The following is a 14,091-nucleotide window of genomic DNA, read 5'->3' as shown; positions in this document are numbered from 1 at the left end:
CGGCGGGGCGCGTACTGAAAGCGTCCCACCGCGCCCGTGTGGCGCGCCAGCTTAGCTGCCGGCCGCCTCGCTCGCGCCGCCCGCGAGACGGGCGTCGAGCGCCGCGCGCAGGCCGTCCAGCGCGTCCGCACCGGCGTCCGACACGGCCCACCAGGTCATGCCCGCCGCCTGCCAGCGCAGGAGTGCGTAGCCTTCGCTCGAACTCTGCGGCGGGGCGCCCGAGACGGCCGGTCCGCCCGCGCCCGGCGGGAACACATAGACATCGATCACGTGCTTGCCATGGTGATAGACGAGCACGGCGACGCGTTCGCGCCCCACATAATCGAGACGTCCGCCCGCGAGCGCAAAGCCCTGTTGCGCGAGATCGAAGACCGGCGGCGCGTAGTCGATGCGGCCGTTGAACCATGGCTTCACGGTATGGCGGTCCGTCGAGATCACGTCGATATCGCGGCCCGAAATCTGGGCCCGCACGTGGCTCGACACGAGATCGTCGACGAAGGCCGTCTCAGCGGCCGGGCGGCGCAGATGCAGCGTGGCGATCACCGCCAGCGCACAAAGGATCAACAACGCGCAGCCGAACCACGCGAGCGTGGCCGCGTGCGGCCCCGCGTTGGCGGACGCAGCGCCCCAGCCACGACCGCCCGCGATGCCACGCGCCCCGCCGCCGCTGCCCGGCCACCAGTTGCGCAGCCAGGCGCGCCAGCCGCCCGAGTCGTGTGCGGGGGCTGGCGAAGGTGTTGCCCTTTCAGGCGCCGCAACCGTTTCGGTCGCCGGCAATCCCGCGACGATGCGCGCAGCCAGCCCAGCCGGCGCACGGTGGTACGGCGCGGATCGAATCATTCGAGAGATGGCCTGCGCATCGTCGGCGACACGGCGGCATTGCTCGCAGCCTGCGAGATGCTCGCGCACACGCCATTCGTCGGCAGCGGAGAGTTCGCGGTCGACGCTCGCGTCGACCAGCGGGCGCGCTTCGTTACAGTTCATCTGGCGCCTCCGTCGTTCGGGCCTTCGGTTTGAGAGCGAGGGCGCAACGGCGCTCCGCCGTCGGCGGCCGGCTCCTCGCGGAACCGACCGCCGTTCCCCCGGCCGGATGGTCTCCTGGCTTGACTGCTTCCCCCGACTCCTGCCCTGTCGTCCGCGCAGCCGTGGGCGCGGACAACCGAATCGTCGGCAGTCTCATCGACTGCACTACCCGCGGCTGACCTGTTGCGCTCGCCGCCGTGGTACGCCGCCAGCAGCGTCGCCAACCGTCTGCGGCCACGCGCGAGCCGCGACATCACGGTGCCGAGCGGCAGATCGGCGATCGCCGCGATCTCGCGATAGCCCAGCTCCTCCAGCTCGCGCAGCACCAGTACTTCCCGATACTCCACCGGCAGGCGCCTGAGCGCGTCCTGCACGTGACGGGTGTCTTCGGCGCGGATCGCGAGCGTCTCGGGATCGACGCCGCCCGTTTCCCAGCCTTCGAGCGGCGCGTCGTCGCGCAACTCGTCGAACGGCGCCACCTCTTCCGCGCCCGCGCGCCGCCGCCATTCGTCGTACCAGACGCGCCGCACGATCGCGAGGAGCCAGGGACGGGCTTCATCGCCGCGAAACGCGTCGAAGAAGCGGAACGCCCGCAGAAACGCCTCCTGAACGATATCTTCCGCGTCGCCCGGGTTACGCGAGAGCCAGCGCGCGAGGTTGTAGGCCGCATCGAGATGCGGCAGCGCCAGCGCCTGAAAGCGGCGGCTGCGTGCGGCCTCATCCTGCTCGTACGCGGTTTCTCCCACGTCGTCCCCTCGCGTCTTCGTTTGGCTTACGCGACCGTGGCCGCATACAGGCACTACCGAAGCTCGGGCCAGTTTATTCCCGCTCCGTACGCACGAAAACGAAAAATAAATGCGAAGCGCGCGATTACGCGCCGGCCCAATACCCCGGCCGCGCGTAGACCTCCTTGAGGTAGTCGATGAAGTAGCGCACGCGCGCCGGCACGTAGCGCTGCTGCGGATACACCGCGAGGATGTCGTAATCGGGCAGCGCGTATTCGTCGAGCACCGTTTCGAGTTCGCCGCGCGCGAGCTGGGCGTCGATCTCCCAGGTCGAACGCCAGCCGAGGCCGAGGCTCTCGGTCACCCAGCGATGCAGCAGCTCGCCGTCGTTACAGTCGAGCGTGCCGCCCACGCGCACGGTGACGAGCTTGCCGCCGCGGCTGAAGTACCAGCCGCGGTTCTGGCCGCCCTGCAGGTTGAACGCCAGGCAATTGTGGTTCGGCAGGTCTTCGAGCGCTTTCGGCCGCCCGTGCCTGCGGAAATATTCGGGCGTGCCGCACACGACGCGCCGGTTGGTGGCGAGCTTCACGGCGACGAAGTTCGGGTCCACCGCGCCGCCGATGCGAATCGACAGGTCGTAGCCCTCGCGCACCAGATCGACCACACGGTCGGTGAGATTGAACGACACCTGGAGTTCGGGCTTGTCGGCGAGAAACTCGGGGGCGAGCGGCGCCACGTGCTTGCGCCCGAACGCCGCCGGCGCCGACACGATCAGATGGCCGCTCACCACCTGGCGCCCGGCGGACAGCTCGTTTTCGGCCTGGTCCCAGTCGGCGAGCAGCCCGCGGCAGCGTTCGAGAAAGGCCGCGCCCTCCTCGCTCACCACGAGCCGCCGCGTGGAACGGTAGATGAGCTTCACGCCGAGGCGCTTTTCCAGCGCGTCGATACGACGCCCGAGGATCACCGGCGAGACGCCTTCCTCGAGCGCCGCCGCCGCGAGGCTGCCCGCGTCCGCGACGCGCACGAAGGTTTCGATCTGCTTGAAGCGGTCCATTGCTTGTCTCCATCCAGCCGGAAGCCGCATCCCGCCGGAATTCCATACTTTTTGTTTCGGAATAAACGACCTGGACTGATCTTATCAAACCTTTCCTGCGCCCCTAAAGTGGGCCTCAACGCATCGCCATTCCTCGCATACGAGACATTCAGGAGACAATCATGGCCAAAATGAGAGCCGTCGACGCCGCAGTGCTGGTGCTCGAAAAAGAAGGCATCGATACCGCTTTCGGCGTGCCGGGCGCAGCCATCAATCCGTTCTATTCGGCGATGAAAAAGGCTGGCGGCATCACGCACGTGCTGGCGCGCCACGTCGAAGGCGCCTCGCACATGGCCGAAGGCTATACGCGCGCCACGCCGGGCAACATCGGCGTGTGTATCGGCACCTCGGGCCCCGCGGGCACCGACATGATCACGGGCCTCTACTCGGCCCAGGCCGATTCGATTCCGATCCTCGCGATCACGGGCCAGGCGCCGCGCGCCCGCCTCTACAAGGAAGACTTCCAGGCCGTCGACATCGAGTCGATCGCCAAGCCCGTCACCAAGTGGGCCGTCACCGTGCGCGAGCCGGCGCTCGTGCCGCGCGTGTTCCAGCAGGCGTTCCATCTGATGCGCTCGGGCCGTCCGGGTCCGGTGCTGGTCGATCTGCCGATCGACGTGCAGCTCGCCGAAATCGAATTCGACATCGACACGTACGAGCCGCTGCCGGTCTACAAGCCGAAGGCGACGCGCAAGCAGATCGAAGCCGCGCTCGAACTGCTCAACGCCAGCGACAAGCCGCTGATCGTCTCGGGCGGCGGCGTGCTCAACGCAGCCGCCGAAGACCTGCTCGTGCAGTTCGCCGAAACGGTGGGCGTGCCCGTGATCCCGACGCTCATGTCGTGGGGCGCGATTGCCGACGACCATCCGCTCATGGCCGGCATGGTCGGCCTGCAGACCTCGCACCGCTACGGCAACGCCACGATGCTCGCCTCCGACTTCGTGCTCGGCATCGGCAACCGCTGGGCGAATCGCCATACGGGCAGCGTCGAGGTGTACACGAAGGGCCGCAAGTTCGTGCACGTCGATATCGAACCCACGCAGATCGGCCGCGTGTTCGGCCCCGATCTCGGCATCGTCTCGGACGCGAAGGCCGCGCTCGAACTGTTCGTCGAGATCGCCAGGGAATGGAAGGCCGCGGGCAAGCTGAAGGACCGCAGCGCGTGGGTGGCCGACTGCCAGGAACGCAAGCGCACGATGCTTCGCAAGACGCACTTCGAGAACACGCCGATCAAGCCGCAACGCGTGTACGAAGAGATGAACAAGGCGTTTGGCCGCGACACCTGCTACGTGAGCACCATCGGCCTTTCGCAGATCGCCGGCGCGCAGTTCCTGCACGTGTACAAGGCGCGCAACTGGATCAACTGCGGCCAGGCGGGCCCGCTCGGCTGGACGATTCCGGCGGCGCTCGGTGTGCGCGCAGCCGATCCGACGCGTCCCATCGTGGCGCTCTCAGGCGACTACGACTTCCAGTTCATGGTCGAAGAACTGGCCGTGGGCGCGCAGTTCAAGCTGCCTTACGTGCACGTGGTCGTGAACAACTCGTATCTCGGCCTGATCCGCCAGGCGCAGCGCGCGTTCGACATGGACTTCTGCGTGCAGCTCGCGTTCGAGAACATCAACGCGCCGGAAGTGAACGGCTATGGCGTGGATCACGTCACGGTCGCCGAAGGCCTCGGCTGCAAGGCGCTGCGCGTGTTCAAGCCGGAAGAGATCGCCCCGGCGCTCAAGCAGGCTCAAGCGCTCGCCGCCGAGCACAGCGTGCCGGTTGTCGTCGAAGTGATTCTCGAGCGTGTGACCAACATCTCGATGGGCACCGAGATCGACGCCATCAACGAGTTCGAGGAACTGGCCGAAAAGCCCGAGCACGCGCCGACTGCCATCAGCGCGATCAATGCCCTCGACTGAGCGCACTCGAGCCCGCATCAACGCAGCACGGGCAGCGCGCACGGCATCGGCGCGCTGCCTGACTGACTTCCTTTACTGACCGACCAGCGAGACCCAGCACCATGCCAAAATTCGCCGCGAACCTCACCATGCTGTTCAACGAAGTGCCCTTCCTCGACCGCTTCGCCGCGGCCGCGCAAGCGGGCTTCGACGCCGTGGAGTTCCTGTTCCCGTATCCATACAAGGCCGCCGAGCTGGCCGAGCGCCTCGAGGTCAACGGGCTCAAGCTCGTCCTCCACAACCTGCCCGCCGGCAACTGGGAAGCGGGCGAGCGCGGCATTGCCTGCCTGCCCGAGCGGCGCGGCGAGTTCCAGCAAGGCGTGGGCCGCGCGATCGACTATGCGAAGGCGCTGAAGGTGCCGCAACTGAACTGCCTCGTCGGCATTCCGACGGCCGGCGTCGATCGCGACACGGCGCTCGCCACCATCGTCGAGAACCTGCGCTACGCAGCCGGCGAACTGAAACGCGAAGGCATCCGCCTGCTCGTCGAGCCGTGCAATTCGTACGACATTCCCGGCTTCGCGCTGAACCGCTCGGGCGAAGCGCTCGACGTGATCGAAAAGACCGGCTCGGACAACCTGTTCCTGCAGTACGACATCTATCACATGCAGCGTATGGAAGGCGAACTCGCCGCGACGATCAAGAAGCACTTCGCGAAGATCGCCCACGTCCAGCTCGCCGACAATCCCGGCCGCAACGAACCCGGCACGGGCGAAATCAACTACCCGTTCCTGTTCGATCTGCTCGACTCGCTCGGCTACGAAGGCCACATCGGCTGCGAGTACAAGCCGCGCACGACGACCGTCGAAGGACTCGGCTGGCTGCGCAGCGCGAAGCAGCGCACCGCCGAACTCGCCTGAGCCCCTACGCACATTCACGCATTCGCTTTCACGGAGACACAAGATGGCAAAGATTGGCTTTATCGGACTCGGCATCATGGGCGCGCACATGGCACGCAACCTCATCAAGGGCGGCCACACGCTCGCCGTGAACGGCAAGTACCCGGTGCCCGACGACCTGCGCACCCAAACCGAAGTCGTCGCCGATTCGACGGCTGTCGCAAAGGTCTCGGACCTCGTCATCGTGATGGTGCCGGACACGCCTGATGTCGCCAACGTCCTGTTCGCCGACGACGGCGTCGCCAACGGTCTCTCGGCCGGCAAGCTCGTGATCGACATGAGCTCGATCTCGCCGCTCGAAACGCAGCAGTTCGCCAAACAGATCAACGCGCTCGGCTGCGACTATCTCGACGCGCCGGTCTCGGGCGGCGAAGTCGGCGCACGCGAAGCCACGCTCACGATCATGGTGGGCGGCCCGCAGCAGTCGTTCGATCTTGCCAAGCCGCTGTTCGAACTGATGGGCAAGAACATTTCGCTCATCGGCGACAACGGCGCGGGCCAGACCTGCAAGGTGGCGAACCAGATCATCGTCGCGCTGAACATCGAAGCCGTGGCCGAAGCGCTGCTGTTCGCGGCACGTTCGGGCGCGGACCCCGAGCGCGTGCGCAAGGCCCTCATGGGCGGCTTCGCTTCGTCGCGCATTCTCGAAGTGCACGGCGAGCGCATGACCAGGCGCACGTTCAATCCGGGCTTCCGCATCGAACTGCACCAGAAGGACCTGAACCTCGCGATCGACGGCGCGCGCAAGCTGGGCATCGCGCTGCCGCATACGGCGAGCGCGCAGCAGCTCTTCAGCGTGTGCGCCGCGAACGGCGGCAAGGCATGGGACCACTCGGCCATGATCCGCGCGCTCGAGATCATGGCGAACTTCGAGATCGCCGAGCCGCAAACGCAAGTGAAGGCGGCTTGAGTTTTAGCCGTAGCAGGCAGCAGGACGGCGGTTTGCGCAACGCAACGCGCGGACCGCCCGCAGAACCGGATCACGCATACCGGCTCGCGCGCAACGACTGAAGCGCACGAGCCTCCCGTGGGGCGCTTCGCGGCGGCGGCAACCGCCGCGAGGCAAATCGGTGCCGCTCTGGGCTGAGGGCGGCCAGTGGGGTCCGAAAGCGGCGCCCGGTGACGACGGGGAAGCCTTGGTCGGTCAGACGTCGTCATCGGGTGTCCGCGTGTCGGATGCCCGTTTTTCTTTGCCCTCTCTTTTCTCTCCCCGATTTCACACTCTTTGACGCTGCCCCGATGGACGCCTTCGCGGCCGCGTTTCTAGAATTGTGCTTTCATCCGGCTGTCACGCAGACGGGTCAAGGTGGACACGACGCGTGACCACCCAGTCATTTCCAGAACGTGAGGAGTGTGATCGATGGGCATTATCAATTTCATCAAGGAAGCAGGCGAAAAACTGTTCGGCACGGCTGCAGCGCCGGCCGCCGCCGCGGAACCCGCCGCCGCACCGGCAGACCCCGCGGCGAATCTCGCCGAACTGAACCAGAAGGCCGGCGACGCGATCGCGGCCTATATCCGCTCGCAGGGCCTCGACGCCGACAACCTCGGCGTGACCTACGACGGCGTCTCGCACACGGTGACGGTCACCGGCAACGCCGCCGACCAGCCGACGAAGGAGAAAATTCTCGTGGCGGCCGGCAACGTGCAGAACGTCGACAAGGTCGACGACCAGATGACCGTCACGAACCCCGCGCCCGAAGCGCAGCACCACACGGTCGTTGCCGGCGACAACCTCTGGAAGATCGCCGAAAAGTACTATGGCAGCGGCGCGAAGAACGACGCGATCTTCGAGGCGAACACGCCGATGCTCAAGAGCCCGGACAAGATCTATCCGGGTCAGGTGCTCGTGATTCCGCCGCTGCAGTAAGCGCGGCACCACGCAAGCACGGCCAGAAACGCAACGGGCCTGGCGGAGCAATCCGCCAGGCCCGTTTCTCCTTGTGCGCGGCCAGCCTCAGTACGTGTCGAACACGTCCTGCAGTCCCGCCTTGTCGGTCGTGCCGGCTGCCAGCGCGAGCAGCAGCAGCACACGCGCCTTGTACGGGCTGAGCGTGCCCGACGAGACGAAGCCGAGCGTATCGTCCTGGGCCGCGCCGTTGTGCATCACATGACCCGAGCCGACGCGCGAGGCACGCACGACGGCCACGCCCTTGGCGGCCGCCTCGGCGAGCGACTGCTGCAACGCGCCATGAATCGAGCCGTTGCCGGTACCGGCCACGACGAGCCCATCCACACCGGCGGCAACGAGCGCTTCGACCGCCGCGCGCGACACGCCCGCGTAGCTCGTCACGATCTCGACCTGCGGCCATTGCGCCGACGCCGCAAACGGCGCATCGACCGTATGCGGGCGCAGCGCGCGACGCTGGAATTCCACGCGGCCATCCTGCACCCAGCCCAGCGCGCCGATTTCCGGCGACTGGAAGGCATCCACCGCGTAGGTGCTGACCTTCGCGACGTCGCGCGCGCAATGAATGCGGTTATTGAACGCCACCAGCACGCCCTGCCCGGCCGCCGCCTCGCTCGCCGCGAGCGTGACGGCATTGAGCAGATTGAGCGGGCCGTCGGCGGAGAGCGCCGTGGCGGGCCGCATGGCCGCCGTCAAAATGCATGGCTTCGCGCTCTTCACCGTGAGATGCAGCAGGTACGCGGTTTCTTCGAGCGTATCGGTGCCGTGCGTGATCACCACGCCATCGACTTCGTCGCTGGCCAGCAGTTCGTTCACGCGCTGCGCGAGCGTGGTCCACAGCGCAAGCGACATGTCCTTGCTGTCGATGCTCGCGATCTGCTCGGCATGGATCTGCGCGATGGCGTCGATGCCCGGCACCGCTGCGAGCAGTTGCGCGACGCCGATCACGCCGGCCTGGTAGCCCGCGGTGTTCGCAGCGTCCGCGGCGGAGCCCGCAATCGTGCCGCCGGTGGCGAGCACGGCGATGCGCGGCAGCGCGCTGGGCGCCGCCGCGGAAGAGGAAGTGGAAGTATTCATGGCGGCGATTTTAAGCGATCCGCCGCCCGCCGAGAAAATCAGCGCGCTTTTCAGGTTGCCTCGCGCAGTTGGCTCGCGATCTGCTGCTCGGTCAGCTGCGGCGCGAACATTTCGATGAGCCGGTACGCGTACTGGCGCAGGAACGCGCCCTTGCGCAGGCCCACCCGGGTCGTGCTCGCGTCGAAGAGATGCTCCGTGTCGAGCGCGACGAGTTCGCTGTCGCGCTTCGGGTCGTAGGCCATCGCCGCGACGATGCCCACGCCCATGCCGAGTTCGACGTAGGTCTTGATCACGTCCGCGTCGATGGCGGTCAGCACCACGTCGGGCACCACGCTCGCCTTCGCGAACGCCTGGTCGATATGCGAGCGGCCCGTGAAGTCCTGGTCGTAGGTGATGACCGGATACTCGGCCACGTCTTCGAGCGTGAGATTTTCGCGGCCCACGAGCGGATGCGTCTTCGGCACGACCACCACGTGATGCCACGAGTAGCACGGGAACGTGACGATATCGGGGAAGCGGTCAAGCGCCTCGGTCGAGATGCCGAGGTCGGCCTCGCCGTTGATGATCATCTGCGCGATCTGCTGCGGATTGCCCTGGCGCAGCGCGAGGTGGACCTTCGGAAACACTTCGCGGAACTGGTGCACGACCTTGGGCAGCGCGTAACGCGCCTGCGTGTGCGTCGTCGCGACCACGAGGTGGCCGCTGTCCTGGTCGGCGAACTGGCGCGCGACGCGGCGCAGGTTCTCGGCGTCGAGCAGCATGCGCTCGATCAGCTGATGCACGGCCTTGCCCGGCTCCGTGAGGCCGGTCAGACGCTTGCCGCGGCGAATGAAAATGTCCACGCCGAGTTCGTCTTCGAGATCCTTGATCTGCTTGGAGACGCCCGATTGCGACGTATACAGCACGTTCGCGACTTCGGTCAGGTTCATGTTCTGCCGCACGGCTTCGCGCACGAAGCGCAACTGCTGAAAATTCATGGTCTTCTCTCCGGGACTGCTGACCGATTATTCGTTTTTGTCGATGTGAGCACTGTAACGCTCATTGCGCCGGAAATACGCGCAGCCCGCGCGGCACCGCCGTCACGCCCTCGCCCACCGAAAGCCCCAGCGCGCGCCACGACTCGCGGTCGAGCTCGGCTTCGAGCGCGCCGCCCGTGCGGCTTTCCAGCTCCACGCGCACCGAGCCGCCCAGCGTCACCACGCGGCGCACGTCGACGACGATGCCGTCGCGATGATCGCTCGCTTCGCGGTGCAGCACGAGGTCGTGCGGCCGTACGTAGGCAAGCGCCGGGCCTTCGAAGCCCGCGTGCACCGAGATCGGCTGCGCGGCGCCCTCGGCGACGAAACCGCGTGCGTCGACGCTGCCGCGCAGCCGGTTCGCGGCGCCGAGGAATTCGTAGACGAAAGCCGTCTGCGGATGATCATAGACGTCCTGCGGGCTGCCCACCTGCTCCACGTGCCCATGATTCATCACGACGATGCGATCGGCCACCTCGAGCGCCTCCTCCTGGTCGTGCGTAACGAAGATCGTCGAGATGTGCAGGTCGTCGTGCAGGCGCCGCAGCCACGAGCGCAACTCCTTGCGCACCTTGGCGTCGAGCGCACCGAACGGTTCGTCGAGCAGCAGCACCTTCGGCTCGACGGCGAGCGCGCGCGCCAGCGCGATGCGCTGACGCTGGCCGCCCGACAGCTCGGACGGATAGCGCTGCGCGAGCCAGTCGAGTTGCACGAGCTTGAGCAATTCATGCACCTTCGCGCGAATCACGGCCTCCGAGGGCCGCTCGCTGCGCGGCTTCACGCGCAGGCCGAACGCCACGTTCTCGAACACCGTCATGTGGCGGAACAGCGCGTAATGCTGGAACACGAAGCCCACCTGGCGCTCGCGCGCGCCCACCTCGCCCACGTCCTGGCCTTGCAGCACGACCTGGCCCGCGTCGGCGTATTCGAGGCCCGCGATCACGCGCAGCAGCGTGGTCTTGCCACAACCGGAAGGTCCGAGCAGCGCAACCAGTTCGCCCGGCGGAAAGTCGAGCGAGACGTTGTCGAGGGCGGTGAAGTCGCCGAAGCGCTTGTGCAGATTGCTGACGGTGATGCCCATGTTTACTGCTCCCCTGCTTGAATCGGTTGGCGCACGGCGCGAGGCGCTGCGTGTTGTGAAACGTGTTGCACGGCCACGGCTTGCGGGCCGGCGTAAGCGGGAATCTCGTCCGCGCGGCGCAGTTGCGCCGAAAGGCGGCGCTCCGCGAGCAGCTTCAGGCCGAGCGTGACGAGCGCGAGCAACGCGAGCAGCGATGCGACGGCAAATGCCGCCGCGAAGTTGTACTCGTTGTAAAGGATCTCGACGTGCAGCGGCATCGTGTCGGTCTGGCCGCGAATATGACCCGACACCACGGAGACTGCGCCGAACTCGCCCATCGCACGCGCATTGCAGAGAATCACGCCGTACAGCAGACCCCAGCGGATATTGGGCAGCGTCACGCGGCGGAACATCTGCCAGCCCGAGGCGCCCAGCACGTGGGCGGCCTCTTCTTCGTCGTTGCCCTGCGCCTGCATCAGCGGAATCAGCTCGCGCGCGACGAACGGGAACGTCACGAAGATCGTGGCGAGCACGATGCCCGGCACCGCGAAGATGATCTGCACGTCGTGGTCTTCGAGCCAAGGTCCGAGCCAGCCCTGCGCACCGAACAGCAGCACGTAGATGAGCCCTGAAATCACGGGCGAAACCGAAAACGGCAGGTCGATCAGCGTGGTTAGCAGCGCCTTGCCGCGAAACTCGAACTTCGCGATCGCCCATGAAGCCGCGAGGCCGAAGGCCAGATTCAGCGGCACCGCGATCGCCGCGGTGATGAGCGTGAGCCTGATCGCGGCGAGCGCATCGGGATCGACGAGCGACGTGAAATAGAAGCCGATGCCCTTCGACAACGCCTGCCAGAACACGGCGACGAGAGGCACCACGAGAAACAGCGCGAGAAACGCGAGCGCGATGCCAGTCAGCAGCCAGCGCACCCACGCTGATTCGGTGACCGGATCCGGCCGGCGCGTGCTGCGTTGTTGCGGCAGCGTGCTCATTGCGCACCTCCCGCGACGGTTGCGCCCGCCACGGCATTCGGCGCGCTGCCGGCCGAGACGCCGCGGCTCGTGCGGCGTTGCAAATACCACTGCAGCGAATTGATGAGGAGCAGCATGACGAACGAGACGCAGAGCATCATTACGGCGAGTGCCGTCGCGCCCGCATAGTCGTATTGCTCGAGCTTCGTGATGATGAGCAGCGACGTGATCTCCGACTTCATCGGCACGTTGCCGGCGATGAAGATGACCGAGCCGTACTCGCCCAGCGCACGCGCGAACGCGAGCGCGAAGCCGGTGAGGAGCGCCGGCAGCACCGCGGGCAGCACGACACGGCGGAACGTGAGCCAGCGCGTTGCGCCGAGGCACGCGGCGGCCTCTTCCTGTTCGCGCTCGAAGTCCTCGAGCACCGGCTGCACCGTGCGCACGACGAACGGCAAGCCGATGAAGGTCAGCGCCACGAGCACGCCGAGCGGCGTGAAGGCGATCTTCAGACCGAGCGGCTGCAGGAACTGGCCGATCCAGCCGTTGCCCGCATACACGGCGGCTAGTGAAATGCCCGCCACGGAAGTGGGCAATGCGAACGGCAGATCGACGAGCGCATCGATCACCCGTTTGAACGGGAACGTATAGCGCACGAGCACCCACGCGAGCAGGAAGCCGAATACCGCATTGATCAGTGCCCCGCCGAGCGCGGCGCTGAACGTGAGCCGGTACGACGCGATCACGCGCGGCGACCACACGGCGCGCACGAACTGGCTCCAGTCGAGTGTCGCCGTCTTGAGAAAGGTGGCGGCAAGCGGAATGAGCACCACGAGGCTCAGGTAAGCCACCGTGATGCCGAGCGTCAAGCCGAAGCCAGGCAGCGCACTGGGCTTGCGCAATCGAAACGTTGTCATGCTCATCGTCCAGACATGGGTTGCGCGATTCGTGCGTTGCCAATTCGCGCCGAAAAGCGCGCCCGTAGGCGCGCTTCGTTGTTATGCGGTCACGTCGTTATGCGGACCGCGTACTGCCCGACAGCTTTACTGCGGCTGATAGATCGAATCGAACACGCCGCCATCTGCGAAATGCGTCTTCTGCGCGTTGGGCCAGCCGCCGAAGGTGTCGTCGACCGTGTAGAGCTTGAGCTTCGGAAACTTCGCCGTGAGCGCCGCCGGGACCTTGTCCGAACGCGGACGGTAGAAGTTCTTCGCGGCGATCTCCTGGCCCTCTTCGCTATAGAGGAACTGCAGGTAGGCCTCGGCCTCCTTGCGCGTGCCCTTCTTGTCGACGACCTTGTCCACCACGGCGACCGGCGGCTCAGCCAGAATGCTCACGGAGGGCACCACGATCTCGAACTTGTCCGGGCCGAACTCCTTGAGCGAGAGAAATGCTTCGTTCTCCCATGCAATCAGCACATCGCCGATGCCGCGCTGCACGAAGCTCGTCGTCGCGCCGCGCGCGCCCGAATCGAGCACGCCCGCGTTCTTGTAGAGCTTCGTGACGAAGTCCTTCGCCTTCTGCTCGTTGCCGCCCGGCTGGTGCAGCGCATACGCCCACGCCGCGAGATAGTTCCAGCGCGCGCCACCCGAGGTTTTCGGATTCGGCGTGACGATCGAGACGCCCGGTTTGGTCAGATCGTCCCAGTCCTTGATGTGCTTGGGGTTGCCCTTGCGCACGAGGAACACGATGGTCGACGTGTACGGCGAGGCGTTGTCGGGCAGACGCTTTTGCCAGTCCTTCGCGACGATGCCCTTGTTGGCGAGCGCGTCGATGTCCCATGCCAGCGCGAGCGTCACGACGTCGGCCTGCAGGCCGTCGAGCACCGAGCGCGCCTGTGCGCCCGAGCCGCCATGCGACTGCTTGATGGTGAGCGTTTCGCCCGTCTTCGGCTTCCACTGCTTGATGAAGGCTTCGTTGATGTCCTGGTACAGCTCGCGCGTCGGATCGTAGGAGACATTGAGCAGCGAGGTATCCGCGTGAGCGGCGATGGGCGCCATGGCCGCCATCGCCGTGACCCCGACGAGCGGCGCCACGCCGATGACCAGTTTTGCCGCCAGTGTTTTCAGCCAGCCCGCGCGCCCCGTATGTGTCGTGCCCATCTATCTGTTCTCCGTTCTCGTGTGTGCTCGTTTGCGCTCATTGGTGAGTTGCAGCTAACGATGGAGGCCAGTCTAGCGATCCGCTTACATTATTAAAAATGATGTTTTCTCATTTTTTAATACGCAAAAGTGGTAAGGGCAGAGGAAGTCGCTGCTGGAACGCGGTTTCATCCGCGCAAACACGGGAAAGCGGCCTGATGGCAACGCTCAGTCGATGAACTTCAAGTAACACTTGAAAAGTGGCGAGTACTGTATAAAAATACAGTTACC

The 14,091-nt window shown here is 65.9% G+C and carries 13 protein-coding genes; 4 read left to right on the top strand and 9 right to left on the bottom strand.

Features of this window, described 5'->3' with window-relative positions:
- Positions 1-51: 51 nt before the first annotated feature.
- The 3 genes from AB4Y42_RS16255 to AB4Y42_RS16245 form a co-directional block, all read right to left on the bottom strand.
- Positions 52-984, bottom strand: coding sequence for an anti-sigma factor (locus tag AB4Y42_RS16255; protein WP_368686381.1), 933 nt, complete (start codon positions 982-984; stop codon positions 52-54).
- Entirely contained in the window at positions 981-1,769 is a 789-nt protein-coding gene (locus tag AB4Y42_RS16250) for an RNA polymerase sigma factor (RefSeq protein ID WP_368686382.1), read from the bottom strand. The genes AB4Y42_RS16255 and AB4Y42_RS16250 overlap by 4 nt, the downstream gene beginning before the upstream one ends.
- 124 nt (positions 1,770-1,893) lie before the next feature.
- A complete protein-coding gene (locus tag AB4Y42_RS16245) occupies positions 1,894-2,802 on the bottom strand; it encodes a LysR family transcriptional regulator (RefSeq protein WP_368686383.1) in 909 nt (302 codons plus the stop codon).
- Positions 2,803-2,963: 161 nt separating this feature from the next.
- On the opposite strand from AB4Y42_RS16245, the gene gcl reads away from it, so the two are divergent.
- From gcl to lysM, 4 genes are all read left to right on the top strand, one after another.
- Entirely contained in the window at positions 2,964-4,748 is a 1,785-nt protein-coding gene (gcl, locus tag AB4Y42_RS16240) for a glyoxylate carboligase (protein ID WP_321928219.1), read from the top strand.
- A gap of 101 nt (positions 4,749-4,849) precedes the next feature.
- Positions 4,850-5,647: a hydroxypyruvate isomerase gene (gene hyi, locus AB4Y42_RS16235; RefSeq protein ID WP_368686385.1), complete on the top strand. Its 798-nt coding sequence runs from the start codon at positions 4,850-4,852 to the stop codon at positions 5,645-5,647.
- 43 nt (positions 5,648-5,690) lie between these two features.
- A complete protein-coding gene (locus tag AB4Y42_RS16230; RefSeq protein WP_368686386.1) occupies positions 5,691-6,596 on the top strand; it encodes a 2-hydroxy-3-oxopropionate reductase in 906 nt (301 codons plus the stop codon).
- A 450-nt stretch (positions 6,597-7,046) separates the two neighbouring features.
- Positions 7,047-7,556, top strand: coding sequence for a peptidoglycan-binding protein LysM (lysM, locus tag AB4Y42_RS16225; RefSeq protein ID WP_069267544.1), 510 nt, complete (start codon positions 7,047-7,049; stop codon positions 7,554-7,556).
- An 87-nt stretch (positions 7,557-7,643) separates the two neighbouring features.
- On the opposite strand, the gene AB4Y42_RS16220 is transcribed toward lysM, so the two are convergent.
- The 6 genes from AB4Y42_RS16220 to AB4Y42_RS16195 all read right to left on the bottom strand — a co-directional run bounded on the left by AB4Y42_RS16220 (position 7,644) and on the right by AB4Y42_RS16195 (position 13,821).
- Complete coding sequence (locus AB4Y42_RS16220; protein WP_368694722.1) at positions 7,644-8,672, bottom strand: asparaginase; 1,029 nt, start codon at positions 8,670-8,672, stop codon at positions 7,644-7,646.
- 50 nt (positions 8,673-8,722) lie between these two features.
- Positions 8,723-9,649: a CysB family HTH-type transcriptional regulator gene (locus AB4Y42_RS16215; protein WP_266228933.1), complete on the bottom strand. Its 927-nt coding sequence runs from the start codon at positions 9,647-9,649 to the stop codon at positions 8,723-8,725.
- 61 nt (positions 9,650-9,710) lie between these two features.
- A complete protein-coding gene (locus tag AB4Y42_RS16210) occupies positions 9,711-10,769 on the bottom strand; it encodes a sulfate/molybdate ABC transporter ATP-binding protein (RefSeq protein ID WP_368686388.1) in 1,059 nt (352 codons plus the stop codon).
- A 2-nt stretch (positions 10,770-10,771) separates the two neighbouring features.
- The gene (gene cysW, locus AB4Y42_RS16205; RefSeq protein WP_368686389.1) at positions 10,772-11,740 is read right to left on the bottom strand and encodes a sulfate ABC transporter permease subunit CysW; all 969 of its coding nucleotides are present in this window, start codon (positions 11,738-11,740) and stop codon (positions 10,772-10,774) included.
- Entirely contained in the window at positions 11,737-12,636 is a 900-nt protein-coding gene (gene cysT / locus AB4Y42_RS16200) for a sulfate ABC transporter permease subunit CysT (protein WP_368694721.1), read from the bottom strand. Before cysT ends, cysW begins: the two co-directional genes overlap by 4 nt.
- 126 nt (positions 12,637-12,762) lie before the next feature.
- Complete coding sequence (locus AB4Y42_RS16195) at positions 12,763-13,821, bottom strand: sulfate ABC transporter substrate-binding protein (RefSeq protein ID WP_368694720.1); 1,059 nt, start codon at positions 13,819-13,821, stop codon at positions 12,763-12,765.
- Between the last annotated feature and the right edge of the window lie 270 nt (positions 13,822-14,091).

This window comes from Paraburkholderia sp. EG286B, assembly GCF_040965655.1.
Taxonomy (GTDB): Bacteria; Pseudomonadota; Gammaproteobacteria; order Burkholderiales; family Burkholderiaceae; genus Paraburkholderia.
The sequence above is the reverse complement of the archived record's forward strand: the minus strand, read 5'-3'. Positions and strand labels throughout refer to the sequence as shown.